Source organism: Parabacteroides sp. AT13 (assembly GCF_002272965.1).
In the GTDB taxonomy this organism is placed as follows: domain Bacteria; phylum Bacteroidota; class Bacteroidia; order Bacteroidales; family Tannerellaceae; genus Parabacteroides; species Parabacteroides distasonis.
Genome location: NZ_NQMH01000001.1, coordinates 2896107 through 2917443 on the forward strand (window position 1 = coordinate 2896107; position 21337 = coordinate 2917443).

23 protein-coding genes are annotated in these 21337 nt (G+C 44.0%); 8 read left to right on the top strand and 15 right to left on the bottom strand.

The features are described from left to right. Positions 1–30: 30 nt before the first annotated feature. Both CI959_RS12090 and CI959_RS12095 read right to left on the bottom strand, forming a co-directional pair. Positions 31–1398 carry a DUF3987 domain-containing protein gene (locus tag CI959_RS12090; RefSeq protein WP_095231449.1) on the bottom strand — a complete coding sequence of 456 codons (1368 nt, stop codon included), beginning with the start codon at positions 1396–1398 and terminating at the stop codon, positions 31–33. 11 nt (positions 1399–1409) lie between these two features. Next, complete coding sequence (locus CI959_RS12095; protein ID WP_044229252.1) at positions 1410–1778, bottom strand: helix-turn-helix domain-containing protein; 369 nt, start codon at positions 1776–1778, stop codon at positions 1410–1412. A 240-nt stretch (positions 1779–2018) separates the two neighbouring features. On the opposite strand from CI959_RS12095, the gene CI959_RS12100 reads away from it, so the two are divergent. Further along, positions 2019–2954: a restriction endonuclease gene (locus tag CI959_RS12100; RefSeq protein WP_057317521.1), complete on the top strand. Its 936-nt coding sequence runs from the start codon at positions 2019–2021 to the stop codon at positions 2952–2954. Positions 2955–2960: 6 nt separating this feature from the next. Here CI959_RS12100 and CI959_RS12105 read toward each other — a convergent pair whose 3' ends face one another. Then, on the bottom strand, positions 2961–3728 hold the full coding sequence (locus tag CI959_RS12105; RefSeq protein WP_057317459.1) for a hypothetical protein: 768 nt from the start codon (positions 3726–3728) through the stop codon (positions 2961–2963). Between the two features lie 242 nt (positions 3729–3970). Between CI959_RS12105 and CI959_RS12110 the strand changes: the two genes are divergently transcribed. Further along, positions 3971–4744 carry a hypothetical protein gene (locus CI959_RS12110; RefSeq protein ID WP_141235917.1) on the top strand — a complete coding sequence of 258 codons (774 nt, stop codon included), beginning with the start codon at positions 3971–3973 and terminating at the stop codon, positions 4742–4744. A 65-nt stretch (positions 4745–4809) separates the two neighbouring features. Here the strand turns inward: CI959_RS12110 and CI959_RS12115 are convergent, their stop codons facing one another. The 4 genes from CI959_RS12115 to CI959_RS12130 form a co-directional block, all read right to left on the bottom strand. Next, positions 4810–5916 carry a site-specific integrase gene (locus tag CI959_RS12115; protein WP_035449428.1) on the bottom strand — a complete coding sequence of 369 codons (1107 nt, stop codon included), beginning with the start codon at positions 5914–5916 and terminating at the stop codon, positions 4810–4812. Positions 5917–6008: 92 nt separating this feature from the next. Further along, positions 6009–6920: a helix-turn-helix domain-containing protein gene (locus CI959_RS12120; protein ID WP_057317461.1), complete on the bottom strand. Its 912-nt coding sequence runs from the start codon at positions 6918–6920 to the stop codon at positions 6009–6011. A 269-nt stretch (positions 6921–7189) separates the two neighbouring features. Next, entirely contained in the window at positions 7190–8575 is a 1386-nt protein-coding gene (mnmE, locus tag CI959_RS12125) for a tRNA uridine-5-carboxymethylaminomethyl(34) synthesis GTPase MnmE (RefSeq protein WP_011966701.1), read from the bottom strand. Positions 8576–8583: 8 nt separating this feature from the next. Next, positions 8584–9702: a DUF362 domain-containing protein gene (locus CI959_RS12130; protein ID WP_095231450.1), complete on the bottom strand. Its 1119-nt coding sequence runs from the start codon at positions 9700–9702 to the stop codon at positions 8584–8586. Positions 9703–9779: 77 nt separating this feature from the next. Here CI959_RS12130 and CI959_RS12135 point away from each other — a divergent pair, with 77 nt between their 5' ends. Beyond that, positions 9780–10964 carry an AAA family ATPase gene (locus CI959_RS12135; RefSeq protein WP_057317708.1) on the top strand — a complete coding sequence of 395 codons (1185 nt, stop codon included), beginning with the start codon at positions 9780–9782 and terminating at the stop codon, positions 10962–10964. Positions 10965–10985: 21 nt separating this feature from the next. Then, positions 10986–11732 carry a nitroreductase family protein gene (locus tag CI959_RS12140; RefSeq protein ID WP_011966699.1) on the top strand — a complete coding sequence of 249 codons (747 nt, stop codon included), beginning with the start codon at positions 10986–10988 and terminating at the stop codon, positions 11730–11732. Here the strand turns inward: CI959_RS12140 and rpiA are convergent. From rpiA to CI959_RS12165, 5 genes are all read right to left on the bottom strand, one after another. Continuing rightward, complete coding sequence (rpiA, locus tag CI959_RS12145) at positions 11722–12426, bottom strand: ribose 5-phosphate isomerase A (protein ID WP_057317694.1); 705 nt, start codon at positions 12424–12426, stop codon at positions 11722–11724. The genes CI959_RS12140 and rpiA overlap by 11 nt on opposite strands. Before the next feature lie 13 nt (positions 12427–12439). Then, a complete protein-coding gene (locus CI959_RS12150; protein WP_057317695.1) occupies positions 12440–13309 on the bottom strand; it encodes a nucleoside phosphorylase in 870 nt (289 codons plus the stop codon). Positions 13310–13399: 90 nt separating this feature from the next. Next, positions 13400–14392 carry a flotillin-like protein FloA gene (floA, locus tag CI959_RS12155; protein ID WP_008780036.1) on the bottom strand — a complete coding sequence of 331 codons (993 nt, stop codon included), beginning with the start codon at positions 14390–14392 and terminating at the stop codon, positions 13400–13402. Positions 14393–14402: 10 nt separating this feature from the next. After that, entirely contained in the window at positions 14403–14891 is a 489-nt protein-coding gene (locus CI959_RS12160; protein WP_009275728.1) for an NfeD family protein, read from the bottom strand. A gap of 8 nt (positions 14892–14899) precedes the next feature. After that, positions 14900–16348: a tetratricopeptide repeat protein gene (locus CI959_RS12165; RefSeq protein WP_057317696.1), complete on the bottom strand. Its 1449-nt coding sequence runs from the start codon at positions 16346–16348 to the stop codon at positions 14900–14902. Positions 16349–16461: 113 nt separating this feature from the next. Here CI959_RS12165 and CI959_RS12170 point away from each other — a divergent pair, with 113 nt between their 5' ends. Together CI959_RS12170 and CI959_RS12175 are read left to right on the top strand one after the other, a co-directional pair. Beyond that, positions 16462–17208: a tRNA 2-thiocytidine biosynthesis TtcA family protein gene (locus CI959_RS12170; RefSeq protein WP_008780038.1), complete on the top strand. Its 747-nt coding sequence runs from the start codon at positions 16462–16464 to the stop codon at positions 17206–17208. Position 17209: 1 nt separating this feature from the next. Beyond that, a complete protein-coding gene (locus CI959_RS12175; protein ID WP_005854365.1) occupies positions 17210–17581 on the top strand; it encodes a DMT family protein in 372 nt (123 codons plus the stop codon). Positions 17582–17708: 127 nt separating this feature from the next. Here the strand turns inward: CI959_RS12175 and miaA are convergent, their stop codons facing one another. Both miaA and CI959_RS12185 read right to left on the bottom strand, forming a co-directional pair. Continuing rightward, positions 17709–18608, bottom strand: coding sequence for a tRNA (adenosine(37)-N6)-dimethylallyltransferase MiaA (gene miaA / locus CI959_RS12180; RefSeq protein ID WP_005854367.1), 900 nt, complete (start codon positions 18606–18608; stop codon positions 17709–17711). After that, entirely contained in the window at positions 18608–19168 is a 561-nt protein-coding gene (locus CI959_RS12185) for a hypothetical protein (protein ID WP_005854369.1), read from the bottom strand. The genes miaA and CI959_RS12185 overlap by 1 nt, the downstream gene beginning before the upstream one ends. Before the next feature lie 335 nt (positions 19169–19503). Between CI959_RS12185 and CI959_RS12190 the strand changes: the two genes are divergently transcribed. Together CI959_RS12190 and CI959_RS12195 are read left to right on the top strand one after the other, a co-directional pair. Further along, positions 19504–19767, top strand: a complete 264-nt coding sequence (locus CI959_RS12190) for a hypothetical protein (protein WP_011966693.1) — start codon at positions 19504–19506, stop codon at positions 19765–19767. A 3-nt stretch (positions 19768–19770) separates the two neighbouring features. Next, the gene (locus CI959_RS12195) at positions 19771–20436 is read left to right on the top strand and encodes a PD-(D/E)XK nuclease family transposase (protein WP_081033170.1); all 666 of its coding nucleotides are present in this window, start codon (positions 19771–19773) and stop codon (positions 20434–20436) included. A gap of 101 nt (positions 20437–20537) precedes the next feature. Here CI959_RS12195 and lpxA read toward each other — a convergent pair whose 3' ends face one another. Continuing rightward, the gene (lpxA, locus tag CI959_RS12200) at positions 20538–21323 is read right to left on the bottom strand and encodes an acyl-ACP--UDP-N-acetylglucosamine O-acyltransferase (RefSeq protein ID WP_009018102.1); all 786 of its coding nucleotides are present in this window, start codon (positions 21321–21323) and stop codon (positions 20538–20540) included. Positions 21324–21337: the final 14 nt, after the last annotated feature.

The window sequence follows — 21337 nt, forward strand, 5'->3', positions numbered from 1 at the left end:
TCGGTTGCGAAAATGTGCATAGTAACAGGTTTATTTACTGTATTCTCCATGATTCTCTTTTCTGAATAATGTTCCGATGTGGCGTTTTAGAAACATCTTGAAAGCATGCTCCTTCATCCCGTAGCTTTCAGCAATGCCGATACCTTCTGCCGTCGTAAATCTCTGAGGCAGGTTCAGGTAGATGTTGCGGTGCAATTCGCTCAACTGTTCCTGACTGACGGCGGTCTGCACCTTTACGGCTGTAGTCCGAAAATATTCAGTCAGTAGGATGGCACGGTTCACGCTTTCAAGGTCAATCGTATGCTTGTCGCACTCTCCGCAAGTCCATCGGGCAAGCTGGATAATCAGACAAAACCGGATAATGTAGATTTCCAGTTTGCAGTAAATACCTACCAAAGCATCATTGGTTTCCATATCACATTGGCGGGCATTTTCATGCTGCCAGCCGTAAAGCCGCTGCTTGGCGTCTTCATCGAATGGCAGGCATTGAGGCTGCAATTCATTATTTTCGTCATACGGACAATCCTGTGCGATCAGCTTGTCTATAATCTGTTGCCACTGGATTTCAAGTTCTTCAGGAGTTTCCCGGTCGTTCCATCTGCTTTTCAAGACAGATTCAGGCATCACGAAAAGAATACGGTCAATGAAACCGTTACTCGAACGCTCGCCCTTGACCAGTTCGCCCAGAATCTTCTTTTGAATGGTACCGATAACGGAGATGTAAGGACGTCTGATAAAAATGGAACTTTGCGTACTCTTGCGGTCGGAAATCGTGGGCTTGGCATTGAACACCGAAAGCCAGAACTGTTCTTCCGAACCGTTATTATAGCGGTTGAAGTTTTTGAACCAGGCAGATAGCTCGTCCGACCAAAGGCAGAGTCCTCTGGGATTCTGAGCATGTATCAGGCTCAATCCTTCGGGAGTGATATCCGAAACAAGAAAGCGTTTGCGCACGGGAGCCTGCGGAAACTCATCCAAACCGGCTTCCATGCGTTCCTTTTTGCTCATGGACATAGTGCGTTCATACTCGGCAGACAATTTCTGATACTCCTGATTCTGACAATAGTCGTGCTCAATGAACGGCTGGAAAGCGAAGCTCAGCGGATGACTCTTATTGGCTCCGGGGCGTCCAATCAGTGCCATGTACAGAATGGGACTTTCCAGCCAGTTGCGCTTCACCTGCACCAGATGGGAGTTGCCAATCCCCACGGCAATGGCCGCAAGGATAGCCGCAGCAACATAATCCACGGGATAGCCCTGACAATCGTGCAAACTGCTGATGATACGCTGAATCCTGATAGGAAAGACCTCTATCGGAAACTCACTACCGGACATCTTGGCTCCAATACGCACAGCCTCGCCGATGATACCTTCTGCTGTTAATTTGGTAGTTTCCATAGCCGTGCAAATCAAAAGTTATAGCCTCCCTTTGGTTTGCGCTTCGCTCCATGTACTATCTCCGCTGCCTGTTCTTGGATCGACATGGCCTGCATCTGCTTGCGCCCGGACTCAATCCATTGCAGCAACTCATCTTCATAGAAGTAGAGTTTCTTACCTTTTTTATAGGCTGGAATCAGTCCTTTACGTGCAAGCGTGTAAATGGTAGGCTTCGCTTTTCGTGTGATTTTACAGGCTTCGTCAATTTCAACAAGACGATGCTTGTCTAAAGAAGTTTGTGGCTGTAGTGCCGCCACCATTTGTCGGATTTGTTCCATCTGTTCTGTGAGATAACCTACCGCCTGCGGCAGCTTATCAAAAGTGATTTGTTCGTTTGCCATACGTACTCGTTTTTAATTGTTCGCTGGCAAAGGAAATTGGTGTTTTGATGGTGGAAAACATCACCGGAATATAACTGTGAGATAACTTTTGATGATGATTGTTGACGGTAAATAATTAAATATCAATATAGAAAGCGATTGGATACACAGAGTTCGTGTATAAAAGAAATATATTATTAGAATATATGAGGAAAAAGCAGTAACTTTGTTTGTTATCAATTTAATTTAGTGAATACCAAAATGATACCGCAATTTGATCAAATTAGGATACAAGCGCTGAAAACACTAAAGTCGGGGGCCGTTATGAGAGCCAAAGATTTTAGAGTTCCTTTAGCAGAACATTTTCATTTGACAGATGAAGAGATGAATGCATGGTATCCATCAGGTAATGGAGAAATATTTTTAGATCGTATTTCCTGGGCTTTGTCTTATCTATTCATTGCTGGCTTAGTTGAAAAGCCTAAAAGAGGAGACTATAAAATTAGTGATAAAGGATTGTCTATGCTTGAATCATGTTCTGATGAACAGATAAGTGAGTATATTAAGACAACTGTCAACGCACGAACTCCGAAGAAAGAATCTAAAATTAAAGACACATTAGAAGAAGCATCAGAAACAACCGGAGAGAATGAACCGACTCCTCAAGAAAGTTTATATAATTCGTATGATAATATAAAACAATCCATTCAATCAGAAATTCTCACGACAATACTTAGTAAAAAGCCCCAAGAATTCGAACGATTAGTTGTGAGATTACTTCAAGCAATGGGATATGGAGGTGAAGTAAAGAACTCAGGATTTGTTACAAAATTTTCAAATGATGGAGGTATTGATGGCATTATAAAAGAAGATATTCTTGGCTTTAATCATATTTCTATTCAAGCTAAACGATATGCATTAGGTAATAATGTTGGACGTAATGAAGTTCAGAGTTTTGTGGGAGCTGTAGCAGGAACTCCATCTAAAAAGGGGGTTTTTATCACTACTTCAGATTTTACAAAAGGAGCTATGGATTATGTAGATAGCTTAAATGGTTCGCCTACTGTTATTTTGATTAATGGCCATCAATTAACAGAATATATATATGATTTTGGATTGGGGCTTCAGACAGAAATGACCTTTAAGGTGATGAAAATGGATAGTGATTATTGGGACTCAATGGAAGATGATAAATGACATATATTACTCTTTTAATTGTTGTAGTTTAATGTAACATTCAGATTCCGTATGTGACATTTTACGTTCAATCGTTGAGATCTCCAAGTCACGGAGGGTATGGGCAAAAACATTCTTGATGAATGTGGCTGTGTGAATGCGCTTTATACCAAAAGCCTTGCCAATGTTCCAACCAAAATGCATAATATCAATGCTTTTAAGTTGTGAATCCACCTTTACGGGCGTTATCTTTTGCAAGGTATCGCCTGAACTATATTCAGCAACGTATGTACATAGACGGTTGAGATCCTCTTCACTCATATAGGCAACCATTGTTTGCTTCGTATAGCTAATGACCTTTTCCAATTTAGTTTGAATAGCACGATTCTTTTTTGCGATAGAATTGGTTCGCATAACTTCATATTCTGAAGGTCCAGAGATTGTTTCTTCAGCGGTAGGAGCAGACTCAATGACATCAGGCGTAGCTTGGTTTGAATCTTTGATTGTAGGGGCTTCCGGAACAGAAACGGTATCATTGTGATTTTTCATCGTTTGAAAAGCAGAGAAACTCAATAGAAAAGCTTCTATGCGTGGCAGCAGAAACTGATTGAAAGTTGTCTGTAAACTAACATAGATCGCCATCAAGACAATTACTGTCGCAAAAAATGCAACACTACTACTGAAATCGTCAACGCCTTTGGATAAAACAAACTGCCGAGCTAAAACGCCAACGACAAGAGTACCTACCAATACAAGGGAATAGAGTGCTATATGTTCTATACTTTTCTGATTCATAGTGATATTTGCTAATTGTTTGTGCGCAAATATATGTTATTTCATAGATACCATATTATAAATCCAAGAAAGTGGCAGCATTTGTCCTCAATATGTAGCTTTTTTCCTTGTCAAGGTGTCATTGTTTGACAAAAACTCAAAGGGAAATATATGTAAATTCATATTGGGGAGATTATTTTACTTTCTCTATCTAAATGGCTGAATGAAAAATCCTATATTTGTATAAATATAAAGAAAAGACTATGTTACTTCCAACAATGACATACAAAGAAATGTATGATAATCTTAGTAAAGATCTTAAAAAAGTAAAGATTCGAGAAGATTATTTTCTTCCAAAAGCAATAAAAGAATTCAAAAAGGAAAGAAGATTCCCAGCTTGGAGGTGGTATGAATACACTGTACCTGCATCACAAAACAAGTATATTATATTTTTTTATGTTGAAAGTCGTGCTTTCATTGAAAAACCAGAAATTGGCAATTATTGTGTAGTTTTTGACAACAAGAATAATAGGTTTGTAATTAAATGGGGGGCTTGTGGATATAATCACACAAAAGATGGACCATTAATGCTTCTTAGGCAGATTCAAGTATATACAAGTCATTTTTTTGATAGATATAAAGAACGATGTTTAAAAGATTTATCACTTAATGCGAACGATGTTGTTTGTAGATATTTGTCAAGAAACAAAGAGGTAATGCCTATTGAAATGAATAATGAGATTAATAGACATTTAGATCAATACGGAGCTGGTGCAAAATATGGTTTTCGAGTTAGAGATGGCTTCTGCTTTGCATTGCTAGACTTACAGGTTATGCAAAGTAAAGATGGAGATTGTGAAAAAGATAAGCCACAAGCGATGTATGTAGTTTATAAAACATTTATGAATGAGGCTGATATGGCTGATACGCAATTATCTGCGATAGACAAATCTCATTATGATGCATGGTTAAGATATATACAAACTCTTCAAAAAGAGGCAACAGATGGAAAAATAACTCTTACACTTGATGCATAATTAATAAGAACAAACTATCTGCATTATTAAGGTATTGGTTGCAGATAGTTCGTTCTGTAAATTCTTTATTTCAACGAAATCTTATTCGCCGTCTCGCGTTTCTTAGAATTAACCAAATCAGCATATATCTGTGTGGTGGTGACATTCTTGTGCGTCAGCATCTTCGATACTGTGTAAATGTCTGTGCCTAAAGAGATTTGGATGACCGCATACGAGTGCCTGAAGCAGTGGAAGGTTATGTGTTTTCTGATTCCGGCTTCGGCAATCCATTGTTTCAAGGGGTGATGGGTCATGGAGCGGGTTAAGCCTTTGAAGACTTTTCCGGTGCCCCATTCGCCACACAACTCCAGTGCCTCCTGACTGATGGGAAGGGTGGCCTCGGTTTCTGTCTTCTCGGTACAGATACGAATGTAATAGCCTTGATCCGGACCGACTTCAAAGTCACGCCAGTCCAGTTTCAGAATATCACTGATACGGAGACCGGTCATGCAGGCAAACAGGGAGGCCTGTTTCAAAACTGGAATTTTGCAGGGTGTAGCGGCCAGTTTCTTGACTTCATCAAGTGTCAGATACTCTTTCTTGACCTCTTTCCATTCAATCTTTTCCAAAAAGTCGTTCAAGTTCTCACGTAGCATCTTCTCTTTATAAGCTATTTTCAACAGAGCTCGGAAAGTAGAATAATAGCCGGCTGCCGAATTGCGTGAGATGTAAGCATTGGGATGATTGATTTGTTTGCATTTGAGCAGGTAATCCCTGAACTTCTCACACAGTTCCACGGTGACATCGCCAAAGGTGCATTTGCCACCGACAAATTTCTCGAAGTGATTGTAAACACAATCCCATTTCTCATACTTTTCCCGTGCCTTTGTCCGGAAGTAGGCGAGGAAATCTACCTTTTGCTTGTTCTTGTCCAAGAACCCGAATTCTTCATTGATAAGCGACTGGACACGGATACAGCGGATTGCCTCTGCCTTGTTCAGCATATCCTGATTGAACATTCTTTGCTGCTCGTTCTTGGGCTTGGCATAGATGTAGATGCCGAGGAATTCCCGGCGACTCATCTTCATCGTGTAAGGATTGCGGATGGCCGGATAATAATCCAGATAAAGAGATATGCGGTCGTTACGCAATGGCTTTTGTCTCAAAGTTACGTTGGTACATGTAAGTGTCATAGCTATATTGTTTTTTGATGAATACTTGTTTTTGTTGCAAATAAAATAGGTGTTCTAATGGTGGTATTTATCACCGGAAAATAACTTTTGCCTCATTCTATCTTTGGAGGCTCAAAGAACTTGTCCAGCTCTGCCCGCAGGATCTTGGTATATTTACCGACCTTAATACGGGGAATATTATGGTATTTCACATAATGGTAGAGTTGGTCTCGTGTCAGATTAAATCGCTCCATCGCTTCGGCAATGGTGTAGTATTTGGGCTCTTCTGGAGCTATGAGACCTTTGGCAATGTCCACATGCTTTTTGGAGTAATACACCATAATGCCGACTTTCTTTTTGGGAATGGCATTCTTTGATACAAAAGAATAGATGGCCGTCAGCGTCATGCCGAACTTCTCTTGCATGTCTTGCGTGCTGTACCATTCCTTGATTTCAGGATCAGGAGCTTTTTTTGCAAAGTAGTCATCAATATGCTTTTTGCTCCAATAGGTTTTCCCACGGTTAAATGTCCGGGGTATATTATGCTCTTTAGCTATATGAAATATCCAGGAATCTTTGACACCGAATTTCTCTTTAATCTCATTGGTGGTATAGAAGTCTGTGATGGGGATTGTATCTTTGGGCATTCGATATTGATAAGGCTTATTTTGAAGCATAGCATCAATATCAGCCCTCCTGATAAATGAAAGCCTACTGCTAATTTTAGACGCTTTAAGGTGACCAGCCTTTACCATGGTATAGATAGCTTGGCGAGATAGACCTAACAGACGTCCTGTTTCTGAAAAGGAAAGATATTCCTTCTCCTTAATGTCTTCAATGATGCGTTCAGCTTTCTGAACTTGAGTTTGTGACTCTGTTGTCTGCACTCGTTTTGTGCGTATAGCCCGTTTATAGGCAAAATTTGCACACCTGTGTGAACAGAACCTCGTAGAAACTTTCTGAGCCTCGAATTCTTTACCGCACCATTCACAAATCTTTTTAATTCTAAAGTTACTAGTTGCCATTTTTACTTAATATTTAGGGGTTAATTCTCCTTCATTTCTCCTGTTTTTTGTCAACCATCGTAAACTATTGTCAACCATAGTCAACATTCTCCACGACCTTGCCAACGATAATCCTCGGATTTTCGTGGTGAGGTACACAGGAGGTACAAAAAATGGCGTAAAAAGGCTTAGCAACGATTATCAACGATACTTGAGCAACAAAAAAGGCACCCGTAAAGAGCGCCATATTAATCGATTATAATCAATTTAACTATTTGGTAATCAATAATTTACTTACCGATGCAAAAATGCCGAAATATATTCCCCAGTACCTGATCTGTCGTAACCTCTCCTACGATATCCGATAAATGGAATATACACTCTCGTAAATCTTGCGAGATGAAATCCCCGGAAAGGCTGGAGTTCAAACCTTCTTGTACCCTATGTATAGCTTCCAGCGCATGCGTAAGTGCCTCGAAGTGGCGGACATTCGTTACGATGATGTCGCTTTGGTGGAGGGTGGGAATGGAAGAGACTTCCGTGAGGAGTTGTTGTAGCTCTGCGATATGCAGCTTGCTCTTGGCGGAAATAGCGATTTGATGCCAGCCTTCGGTGGGGAAAGAGAAGGTTGGGAGAGAGGATGTGGGTAATACATCGCATTTGTTCATCGCTAAGATAACAGACTTATTTGTTAATCTCGGAGCTATTTCTTGATAGAAAGCCTCGAAATCCTTGAGGTCACGGGTTAAGTCGTACATGAGGATGACGATTTGCGCTTGGTCTAGAGCCTTGAAACTACGTTCAATACCGAGAGCTTCGATCGCATCGCTTGTTTCACGGATACCGGCGGTGTCGATGAAACGGAAGAGTTGGCCGTTGATATTGATCGTATCCTCGATAACGTCACGGGTCGTTCCGTGGATGTCGCTGACGATCGCTTTATCCTCGTTCAACAAGGCGTTTAGTAAAGTAGATTTGCCGGCGTTCGTCTCACCGATGATGGCGACGGGAATACCGTTTTTGATCGCGTTACCTACGCTGAAAGATTGGGCGAGTTTGGAGATGACCTGTTCGATATGATCCGCAAGCGTGCGAAGCTCGCTACGATCAGCGAACTCCAATTCCTCATGGTCACTGAAATCCAGTTCCAGCTCCATGAGAGAGGTGAAATGGAGCAGTTGGTTCCGAAGTTCGGCGAGTTCCCTACTGAAACCACCTCGCATCTGGCTTAGAGCCAAACGATGTTGGCCGGCCGAAGTGGAGGCGATTAAATCCGCAACGGCCTCCGCTTGGCTAAGGTCCATCTTGCCATTCATGAAAGCACGTTGCGTATATTCACCCGGTTGCGCTATACGGCATCCGCTGGAGATAAGGGATTGCAGGATTTGTTGTTGGATATACGTCGAGCCGTGGCAGGTGATTTCCACCGTATCTTCCCCCGTGAAAGAATGGGGGGCACGGAAAACAGCGGCGATCACCTCATCTATGGTTTCGTCATTGTTACCGACGATGGAACCATACGTTAAGGTATAAGCCTTTTGGGTAGATAAACTTTTACCTGCCTTCTTCGGCCGGAATATCCGATCACAAATCTTGAAAGTATCCGGTCCGGAGACACGAATCACTGCGATTCCTCCTACTCCCGGAGCTGTAGATATAGCGCAAATTGTACTCATTCCGTCTATTAAACCGTTATTAATTCATACGCTTGAGAACCCAGTCCGATTTCTTCCGCATAACGTAGGCCGGCTTGCCAGTTCGTATCCGGATGAATCAAATGGAATTTATCCTCTCCCTCAAGGTGTTCGTGAGGATGAGCCTCGGCTAATTTATTACCTCCGATGATAGGAGCGTTGATAACCATATCGGCGCAAGCCTTATCCAAGGCCACCGGATCGAAAGATGCGGCGATCCCCAAATCAGGGATGATGGCGGCATCGTTATGATTCCAGCAATCGCACTCCGGAGATACGTTCATGATAAAACTAACATGGAAATGGGGCTTGTCTGATAATACGGCTTTGGTGTACTCGTCGATCTTGTAATTCAATCGCTCGGAAGTATCACCTTCGCCCATTACGGCACCGTCGTATTGGCAAAGAGCCACACATTGCCCGCAACCTACACAACGCTCGTAATCAATTTCGGCCTTTCGGTTGTTATTCAAATGGATGGCATCGTGAGCACAGTGCTTTACACAGATGTTACAGCCTTTACAAGCCTCCGTATCGATACGGGGTTGTGAGGCGCAATGTAATTCCAGTTTACCGCCTACGCTGGCGCATCCCATCCCGAGGTTTTTCAGCGCACCGCCGAAACCGGCTTGCTCGTGACCTTTGAAATGGTTCATGGAAATGATGATATCGGCATCGGCGATAGCGGCACCTATTTTCGGGGCCTTGCAATATTGCCCGTCAATCTCGATTTCCCGGTAGTCCGTACCTTTCACGCCATCGGCGATGATAACGTTGCAACCGGCGGACATGGGATTGAACCCATTTTCCATGGCGCTTTGAAGATGATCGACAGCGTTGGAGCGGCGGCCCGAGTATAAGGTGTTACAATCGGTAAGGAACGGTTTCGCACCTAATTCACGTAACAGGCTTACCAAGCGAGCGGCGTAATTAGGACGAATGTATGCCAAATTCCCCGGTTCGCCAAAGTGGATCTTAATGGCTACAAATTGATTTTTGAAGTCGATATTGGCGATACCGGCACGTTTTACCAGACGTTCCATCTTATCCAGCAGGTTGCTGCTGGGGGTCGTGCGTAAATTAGTAAAGTAGACTTTGGATGTATTCATCTTTTTATTGGTTTAGTGTTGACAAAGGTACGAAAAACACGGAACATTTTTTATATTCGCGTAAAACAGATTTGTATATGGACTTGCTTCAGCGGAATCATCAGCTATTGTTGAAAGGAATAAATTGTACATTCCTGCGTTATTTGCATGCACGGATAGAGTGGGAGGATCGGTTAATCGGCATCTTCGGCTCTCGAGGGGTTGGTAAGACTACCTTGTTGTTACAGCATATTAAGTTGAAATTTGAAGATTCACGGGAAGCCCTGTATGTGAATCTGGATGATTTCTGGTTTGAGACACATTCATTGACCGATGCGGTTAAGGAGTTCCTGCAAGCCGGGGGGCATTATTTGTTTTTGGATGAGATCCATTTCTATTCGAGCTGGATGGAAGAGGTCTCAACTTTATTGGATGCCAACCCCGCCTTAAAGATTGTTTTCGCTACCACTTCTTTGTACTCGCAGACAGTGGTGCGGAACGGGTTAAGGCATGAGGCTGCTTTTTATACCATGCATCCGATGTCGTTCCGTGAATTCCTTTCTTACGAAAGCATTCTGGATAAAGATCCCATTCCGTTGGAAGATATCTTAGCGAACCATCATGATTTGGTAAAGGAGATCAATGCGGAGATGAATATTGTGCCGATTTACCGGAACTATCTGGAACATGGATGTTATCCTTTTTATTGGCAAGACCCGGATATGTATTATTTCCGTCTGCAAGAATTAGTGAGAAAAGAGATTTGCCGGGATTTGCCTTCGGTGGTTTCTATTTCGATGAGTAATCTGGAACGAGCTCAAAAATATTTTATGATGGTGGCTGAGTCGGCTCCTTTACGTCCGAAATCGATTGATGTAACCCGTAAGATAAATATGCTTCGTCAGCAAAGCGATAGCCTGTTGCGTTTCTTCCATGATATGAGGCTTATTTATTACTCGGCAGACCAACTGGGAACCACTCCGGCCAAGCAGAAAGTCTTTATGGGGGATACCAACTTGCTGATCTCTTTTTTCGGAGATAAGGAGAATCGGCAATTGATGTGTGAAACCTATTTCTTAAGCCAGATGCGTTCCGTGGCGAACGTGGAATTCATGGCGAACGGGGATTTCTTGATTGGCGGTAAATATATCTTCGCCGTAGGTGATCCCTTAAGGGGATATGATCGTCTCCGCTTCGTACCCGACGCTTATGCGGCTATCTACGGGTTACCGAAAAGCGTGTTTAACCGTATGCCGGCATGGATATTAGGATTTAGTTATTGAGAATTTAAAAATAGGATTGCTATGTTAGAATGCATGAAGAATAGAAGAAGTATCCGTAAATATACGGATCAGGATATCCCGGAGTCTTTGCTGAATGAATTATTGGAAGTGGCTACTCGTGCCTCGAATACAGGAAATATGCAATTGTATAGTGTCGTGGTTACCCGCGACCCTGCGAACAAGGAGAAACTGGCTCCGGCTCATTTTAACCAGCCGATGATTACGGGAGCGCCGGTGGTACTTACTTTTTGTGCGGATGCGAACCGTTTCGTGAAATGGGCGGAGTGCAGGAAAGCGGAGGCCGGATTCGATAATTTACAAACGTTTATCGCTTCGACGATAGATGCGATGTTGTTCGCCCAGAGTTTCTGTAATGCCGCTGAGGAAAAAGGCTTAGGCATTTGCTATCTGGGTACGACGGCTTATAATGCGGACCAGATCATTGAGGCGCTTTCTCTTCCCCGTCTGGTTGTCCCGATCGTTACGGTTACGGTGGGTTATCCGGCAGAGCCTATACCCGCTCAAGTAGAACGTTTACCATTGGCAGCTGTGGTACAAAACGAGACTTATACGGACTTTACTCCAGCTTCCATCGATGCCTTGTATGGCGAGAAAGAGGCATTAGAGGTGAATAAACAGTTTGTGAGGGAGAATAATAAGGAAACACTGGCGCAGGTCTTTACGGACGTACGCTATACGAAGAAGAATAGTGAATATTTCTCCGAGGTGCTTTTGAAGGTATTGAAACAACAAGGATTCATGAAGTAAGTCCCAGTACTTCTACCTTATAGTTGATAAAGAGTCCACTCTCGAGTACGCCTGTAATCGACTTGAGGGTGGATTCTGTATTTTCAGGGATGTAGTCCATCCATACGTCAAGGATCATATTGCCATTCTCGGTAATGATCGGTCCATCCTTACCTTGCCCCATACGAAGTTTTATCTCACGGGGATTCAAACGCTGGAGTTTGTCCTCTACATAGGTGAGAGCTTCCGGGAAAATCTCTATCGGGATCGGGAATTTAGCTCCCAGCCTCTCCACTTTCTTGGAAGGATCGACCAGTATATAGGTCTGCGGACTGGAACTGATTAACAGCTTTTCCTTAAACATGGCGCCTCCACGCCCTTTGATCAAGTTAAAGTGGGAATCTACTTCATCAGCCCCATCGAAGGTCCAGTCCGGCTTGTGGGAAAACAGGCTGGTAACCGGAATGCCTAGCTGGGCGCAAGTCATCCGGATTTCTAAAGAAGTGGGGATCGCCAAGATGGAAAGACGTTCCGTCCGGATACGTTCCGCTATGCGAATCAACGCTAGATAGGAGGTAGAACCGGAGCCAACACCTATGACTTGTCCGTTTTCGACTTTAGATGCAATAAGGTCCGCTATCTTTATTTTATCTTCCTTATGGGAGATCTGATTCCCCCATTCCAACGTATCGATTAGTGAATGATCCCACTTCATGGTCTTGATATTATTATATACGGTCTAATACAGTTTCAATCAGTTTTTCCAAAGAACCTTTATAATCCGTATTCATATGATTATCCACACGTCCGGCGATAATACAACATACGGTCATTGCCCGGTGTCCCATGAGAGCGGCCAGACCAGCTAAAGAGGAGCTCTCCATCTCGAAGTTCGTAATCTTTCGCCCGTTGTAATCGAAAGCCTCTATTTTCCGGTTCAATACCGGATCGGTCAAGGGCAATCGGAGCTCACGTCCTTGCGGCCCATAGAAGCCATTGGCCGCGATAGTCGTTCCCCGGATAATATCATTACGGGTGATTTGCTCGATCAACGATGGATCTGCCGATACGACATAAGGCCATATGCCGCTAAGCCGCCAATCAAGCTGTTTTATTAATTCAGACTCCAAGTCTGCGTCACGAACGGTATTACTATTTGCGTAGAAATAAATGACCCCGTCGAATCCGATCGATTTCTCCGCTGCCACATAAGTCCCGATCGGGACAAATGGCTGTAACCCTCCGGAAGTCCCGATACGAACCAGGGAAAGTTGCTTGAATTCCGGCTTGATCGTACGGGTTGAGAAGTCTATATTAGCGAGAGCGTCTAGCTCATTTAATACGATATCGATATTATCTGTGCCGATGCCATGGGATACAACCGTGATACGTTTTCCCTTGTACTGGCCCGTGATGGTATGAAACTCCCGGCTGGAAACCTCACATTCCTGAGAATCAAAATAGGAAGCGACGGTTGTAACCCGTGCGGGATCACCAACAAGTACCACACGATCCGCAAGTTGCTCCGGTTTTAAATGCAGATGGAAAACACTGCCATCTGAATGGATCACTAATTCTGAAGCGGGGATTGTTCTCATATTCAATCAGATAATTAAGTTTATATTATAATCATGAAAGGGCAAGGTATGAACCCTGCCCTTGGAGATAGTTCTATTTATATAACTATTTTAGTCCTTTAATGGTTTTGATGGAGCACCGGTCGGTTTAGCTATCGCTTCACGCATAGAAGTGTCCGCCTCGATGTTCTTCATCTTGTAATAGTCCATTACGCCTAGGTTTCCTGTGCGGAAAGCGTCTGCCATTGCCTTGGGAACTTCCGCTTCTGCCTCGATCACCTTGGCACGGGCTTCTTGAGCTTTCGCCTTCATCTCTTGCTCGAGGGCGACAGCCATCGCACGACGTTCCTCGGCTTTCGCCTGAGCGATATTCTTATCCGCTTGAGCTTGGTCCATTTGCAAGAAAGCGCCGATGTTCTTACCTATATCGATATCGGCGATATCGATGGAAAGGATTTCGAAAGCTGTTCCGGCGTCAAGCCCTTTGCGAAGCACTAATTTCGAGATGGAATCCGGATTTTCCAATACAGTCTTATGGCTTTCGGATGAACCAATGGAAGATACGATACCTTCACCTACACGGGCTAAGATCGTCTCTTCTCCTGCACCACCCACTAATTGCTTGATATTCGCACGAACGGTGACACGTGCCTTGGCGATTAACTGGATTCCGTCTTTCGCAACCGCTGTTACCGGAGGGGTATCGATCACTTTCGGATTTACCGACATTTGTACAGCCTCGAATACGTCACGTCCGGCCAAGTCGATAGCGGTAGCCATCTGGAAAGGAAGGTCGATATTCGCTTTCGACGCGGAAACCAGCGCATGCACTACTTTCTCGACATGTCCACCCGCTAAATAGTGCGCTTCCAGCTCGTCGCGTGTAAGCGTCTTTATTCCTGCCTTATGCGCTTCGATCATCGCACGAGTGATGATGTAGGGAGGAACTTTTCGGATACGCATCAAGAATAACTGGATCAAGGAGATATTGACTCCTGATACTTTGGCCGAGATCCATAACAGGAACGGCACATAATAGAAAAAGATTGCCAGCAGAAGTACTGCGGCCCCCAATAGGATAAGTGGCAAAAAGGTTATTTCCATATATAAAAAATTAAGCGTGAATATTTGTTTCTTCTTTAGGACGGACAATTACGTTGTAACTGTCTACCCTGATCACTACGATCGGCGTGTTCTCATCGATTAATTCGTCTTGAGATTTCGCTTCCACGTTAATACCTTTAATCCGGGCCTTGCCGATAGGGGCTAAGCGTGAGAGCGTGATCCCCTCGTCTCCGGGTTCTATTCCGAGATCCCTGCTGGATGTCAGCTTGGAATCGATATCTGTCTTTAAAGCGATCTTGTTAAAAGACCGGGAACGCAATAACCAAGCGAAGATTATTCCGAATGTAATGATTGATAAGGATAAAGTCAGATGCCCTACCCATATACCTACCGTATAAGCGAAAACGACTCCGCCGATAGCGAAAATAGCCCCGCCTATACCCGCAAGTGTTATTCCCGGAAGAAGGAATATCTCCGCCAGTATCAGTAGGATGGCCGCTACCATGAGGAAGACGATGATGGCTATGTCCAGTAGCATAGTTCTTCTTATTTATGGTTGTTTCTTAGGTATACGATCTCTGCGTTACGTGCCTTTTTCTCCCATTCGTCCGGTTGAGCGAGCAGGTTGTTTAACTTTTCTTCCGCATCAAGAATCGTAGGCTTCAGTTGTTCTCGCTTCGCCTTATTCCCTTTGATGTAGCTGGCTCGTAAACTCTCTAGTTTCTCATTTAGCTCCTTGATCTGTTTATGGATGGAAACTACTTTCTCGTAGTAGTTCTTCGCTTCCGGACTTTGGATATCGTCCAAGGTGTAATAAACGATATCATTGTGGATCGGGAACGTGAAATCTTTCTTTATCTCTATACGTCCGTAAGGAATCTCGGTATGGGCCAAATGAATAAGCTCTTCGTAATTCGATCCGGGTTTCCATGAATCCTTGATCGAGGCAATAGAGGCCCGGGCACGTTTTAGTTCGATATCCTCGCTATCTACTCGCTCGCGGTTGTCATTCGGGATGAATAGGTATACGCAGACTTTTCCTTCCGGTTGATAGCGATCGGAAACGAACCATCCCAATTGCTTGGCTTCGTCGATCACCATCATGTAATCGTTAAACGGGGAGTTATAGGGCATGCCCAATTGCTCCGGTGTAAGATAAGTATCGGAATTGATGTTGTAACGAGTGACGAATAAATCATATCCGCCCAGAGAGCCGTTCCCTTTGGATGCGTAATAAATCGTTACGCCATCGGATAGCACGAATGGATACCCATCGTCGGCGTCACTATTGATATTCATTGGTAACTGTTTCTCGTCTCCCCATTGATCCATGAGTTTGGATTGGGTAAAAAGACAATTGTGGTTACCGTCTGTCGAGTGGGCGTAATAAATCTTATCCCCCTTCTGGTTCATGTATACCGATGAGTTGCCCGGATCGTTTGTCTGGAAGAAATCTTGGTAAGTGGTCAACGTACCGCTTTCCTCGCTTAAGGTATAGGCTGATAAGAAATCATCTTTATCAACGACCAAGCTATCGATAATCTGGACATTCTCTACCTTATCAAGCATACGGCTTGCTTTGTTCGCCAAGTCCATACGGATCTGGTAAGGCTCCACATCTTGTTTCTTTTTTGTTAGGAGGGTGATGTATTCGTCGAACATCTCCTCGGCTTCGTTAAAACGATAGGTCTGGTAGTATACTTCTCCAAGGTATCGATAAGCGTCTTGTACCCTACGCTTTACGGCGACCTTAAGATGTTTCTCCGCTCCTGCTAAATCTCCGGTCTCGAAACAGCAAACACCATACCATTGATTATAAGAGGCATTGCTTGGCGCTTGTTTCACTAGTTTCTCGAACACAGGTTTGGCTTCTGCGTATTTCCCATCGTTATATAATTTTTTTGCCTGATCAAGACTTTGCGCATGTAGTTGCATTCCTCCGCATATGAGTGTAACTCCTAGCGTATAAAGCAGCTTTTTGGATAACCGTTTCATTTTGTCTATTCTAGATTATATATAGTTATGCAGTTTCAAAGATAAGAATATTTTTGTAGAGGCATACAAATCGAAAAGATAAATATATAATTTTGCGCCCGTAAAGGAAGTATATGGCAAAATTGACAGAGGACGAACGTTTGTTTCGCAAGATAGAGGATAAGATAAAGAGAGCGATTTTCGACTATGGCTTGATCAATGATGGCGACCGGATCTTGGTCGGGTTGTCCGGAGGAAAAGATTCCTTGGCCTTGGTGGATTTACTGGGGCGCAGGTCGAAAATCTATTGTCCTCGGTTTGAGGTCGTGGTAGCGCATATCGTGATGACGAATATCCCTTATTGTTCGGATCGGGAATATCTTAGAAGTTGCGCGGAGGAGCATGATTTGCCTTTCATTGTCCATGAGACAAGTTTCGATCCTTCTACGGACACTCGCAAATCCCCCTGCTTTTTATGCTCTTGGACTCGCCGGAAAGCTTTGTTTGAGATCGCTAAGGCTCATAAATGCAATAAGATTGCGCTAGGGCATCATCAAGATGATATCCTAGAGACACTGTTGATGAACCTGACCCACCAAGGGGCTTTCGGAACAATGCCTCCCCGGTTGAAAATGGATAAGTTTGATATGGAGATTATCCGTCCGATGTGTCTGGTGGAAGAGAGGGAGTTGATTCAGGTCGCCGCATGGAAAGGGTACCGGAAACAATTGAAGAACTGTCCTTATGAGTCGGGTTCCAGTCGTTCGGATATGAAAGAGCTGCTGAGAAGTCTGGAAGCGATCAATCCGGAGGCTCGTTACAGTCTTTGGGGGAGCATGACGAATATACAAGAAGATTATTTACCTCGAAAAATAAGATAATATGCAAAGTGTTTATACGATTTTATTGTTGATCGTGTCTAATATTTTTATGACATGCGCTTGGTATGGTCATTTGAAGATGAAGCAACAGTTTAGTTGGTTCGAGCATCTTCCTTTGTTTGGCGTAATCCTGTTTAGTTGGTTTCTCGCTTTTTTTGAGTATTGTTTCCAAGTACCGGCGAATCGCATCGGTTTCCGGGATAACGGGGGGCCGTTCAACTTGATTCAATTGAAAGTGATCCAAGAGGTGATTACGTTGGTGGTATTCGTGGCCTTCAGTACCATTGCTTTTAAGGGGGAGTCGTTTAAATGGAACCATGCGCTTGCTTTCGTATTCTTGGTAGCGGCGGTTTATCTGGTTTTCAAGAAATAAAGTCGTTGCGTTTGGCTTTGATAGTCAGCGGAAAACCTTGATGCCTATTGTAAGATGCTTACAATGCCTATTCAAGCATGTTTATAATGCCTATTGTAAACACCTTATAATGGGCATTGTTAAAACGCTATATGATCTGTTGGCTCAGATGTGTAAATATAGCTTCGGTCTCATCCGGATGGAACCATGTTATTTCTGGGTCCCGTTTAAACCAAGTCATTTGCTTCCGGGCGTAGACCCGGGAGTTTCGTTTGATTTTCTCCACGGCGAGGTCTAATGTCCATTCTCCGCTGAAGTAATTGAATAATTCTTTATAACCTACCGTGTTCAAGGAATTCAAATGACGGAAGGGATAAGCCCGGCGAGCCTCTTCCAATAATCCTTCGCTCATCATTAGATCTACACGTTGGTTGATGCGGTCGCATAATTCGTCGCGATCTCTATTAAGCCCTACTTTGATGATCCGGAACGGACGCTCTTTCTTAATGTTCGTGCGGAAGGAGGAGTAAGGCTTGCCTGTCATCCGGCAAATCTCTACGGCATGGATCACTCGTTTATAATTATTCCGGTCCACTTCCTCATAATGGACAGGGTCTGCTTCTTTTAATTCAGCGAGGATAGGGGCTAGTCCCTCGGTTTCAAATTGCATGTATAGGGCATCCCGGATCTCCGGTGTAACTGTCGGGATATCGTCAATACCTTTACATACGGCATCGATGTACATCATAGAGCCTCCGGTCATTACGACGGTCGGGATCGTTTTATGTAATTCGGATAGGAGGGAGACCACGTCTTCCTCGAAGTTGCTGGCGCTGTAATAATCGGTAAGCGAGAGAGTGCCTACCATATAATGCTTGACACGAGCCATTTGTTCCGGTGTTGGGGCAGCCGTGCCGATCGGAAGGTCTTTATAGAGCTGACGGGAGTCGGAAGAGATAATCGGAGAGCCGAAACGTTCCGCCACTTGGAGGCTTAACTCGGTCTTTCCGACTCCTGTCGGCCCAAGTAATATAACGAGGGAATTCATCAAAAGCGCTCGTCGTCGTAAGGATTATCCATCGGGCCTTCGCCTAAACCGTCGAAGCCGCTTTTGTCTAATTCGTCCATATCGTATTCGGAATCCCCGTAAAAATCTTCTCCTACGTCCGTACTGCCGTTCTTAGCCTCGAACTCATCGAAAGAAACTATTTGGGCGGGAGGCGTACCTACCGATTTGCTGCAAATAGGAGCATCCAAGTCTTTTCCCGGAACGATCTCACGAAGTTCCATGAAGAAGGCACGTTCGGTCATATAATCGAAAACGAAAAGTAGTTTTTGGTGCTCGTCTTCCAACAATTCTTCCAGTTGAGTATCGGCCATGACATAGCTGTCTTCCTCGGAAGAGGTATCCATCTCCACTAATGTGATCTCTGTCTTTTTACTCCAGTCATCGTCACATATGAAGAAAGAGGTCATTTGATCCTTTGTATAACCTACAGAGTCGAGAATGGCGTTTTGCAAATCCAAGAAAGTAGACTCGGAATCAATCTTGATCTCGCGCTTGAAGTCATCTGCTTCATCTGATAGGATTAGAAATCTAAATAGCATAGTCGTTTAGTTTTATTATCGCCTCAAAAGTAGTAAAAATATGGATATACCCAATATACGTCGCTATAAATAATGAAAGAGGGTGCGCGTCTGATCCCTGTATGGGATTTCTTCTGAACCTGAGGCGACCGTCGTAGCTTCGTCTTCAACCTTCGTCAAAGAGACGGAACCTGCGGCTGAGATATTAGTGGCAGTTGTCACCTTGAATAGGTAATTGTAATATGGGTAAATAATAAAAATCACAGTATCAGATATCAATCTTTTGCATTTCGCCCGAAAAGACATATCTTTACGGCACCGCCCGCTATTGGGCCGTAACTTAAAACCTATCAACTATGGATAAAAAAGAGGAGGATCAACGCATGAAAGAATTAAAAGACCGATACATACGTTTCGATTGGGCGATCAAGAGACTGCTCCGGCAAAAAGCCAACTTCGGTGTGCTGGAAGGTTTTCTCACGGTTTTTCTTGGAGAGAAGATTACCATCGTGGAGCTACTGGAGAGCGAGGGTAATCAACTGTCTGAGGATGACAAGTTCAACAGGGTGTACGCCAAGGCACTTAACGACAAGGGCGAGATCATCATCGTGAAAATATAAAATATTCGCAAGCTATATTATCTCGAACAGGTACTCTATGGCGTGGCGAAAACCATAACCGAGTACATATCACTGGGCGAGGACTACCACAAGGTTAAGAAAATATACTCAATCAACATATTCTACTTCGACATCGGACAGGGCGAGGACTACCTTTATCACGGGCAGAATCATTTCATCGGCGTACATACCAAGGATCAATTGGTAGTCAACACGAAAGAGAGGAGCGTAATTGTCTCCAAGCTATCCCCCGAGATTTTCCCCGAATATATACTCATACGGACCAATAAGTTCGATAAGATAGCCGTCACTCCCCTAGAAGAATGGATGGACTACCTTAAAAGAGGAACAATTCGTCCTGACACCATGACTCCGGGATTAGGCGAGGCTCGAGAAAAATTGAGATACTACTCCATGACCCCCGAGGATAGATACGCTTACGACGAACACCTGAATGCGGTCATGATACAAAATGACGTATTGGATTCGGCGAAGCTTGAAGGATACCTGGAAGGACTAGCGGAAAGTAGAGCGGAAAATAAGGAGAAAGGTAAGGCGAAAGGACTGGCAGAAGGCGAGGCAGAAGCGAACCTAGAAAACGCCAAGAAGATGAAAGCCATGGGGATCGATCTTGAAATGATCCGGCATATCACGGGAATTACCCTATAAATAACCTTTTGGCGACATAAATAGCGAATCGGCGCAAACCCCTCATCGTAAGATGCAGATTTGCGCCGATTTGTTTTTGGTTGTCCGGATGTCCGTGTCGCTTATTCGTCGATCGAACCTCTTACGATACCCCGGCTGGAAGACTTGATGAAATTGAGGATCAAATCCCGTTCCTCGCTAGGCTCGTACTCGGTCTCGATCGCTTTCAGCGCCTCCGTATTATTCAAGCCTCGGGTATACAGCGTGCGATAGATGTCTTGAATCAAGAATACCTGCTGATTCGTGAATCCCCGGCGACGTAAACCTACGATATTGATACCGCAATAAACGATCGGATCACGGCCGATCAAGGTATAAGGAGGGATATCTTTTCCGATACGAGAACCGCCTTGTACCATCACGTGCTTGGATATACGCGTGAACTGATGCACCAAGGAACCTCCGCTTACGATAGCGAAATCATCAATCTCTACCTCCCCGGCGATTTGCGAAGCGTTACCGATGATAATATGGTCTTTTAAGACGCAATCATGGGCCACGTGCGAATAAGCCATGATTAAGCAATTGCGACCTACCACGGTCTTACCTTTGGAAGCGGTACCCCGGTTGATCGTCACGCATTCGCGAAGCGTCGTGTTATCTCCGATTTCCGCCGTCGTGGTTTCCCCCGCGAATTTCATGTCTTGAGGGATACCGGCAACGACCGCTCCCGGGAAAATATTGCAATTTTTACCAATCCGTGCGCCATCCAAGATAACGGCGTGAGAATATATATGGCAATTATCACCGATTACGACATCTTTCTCAATCACGGCAAACGGATCGATAGTTACATTCTGGCCGATCTGGGCCTCTGGATGAACGACTGCTAGAGGAGATATATTCATTATCGTACTTTATC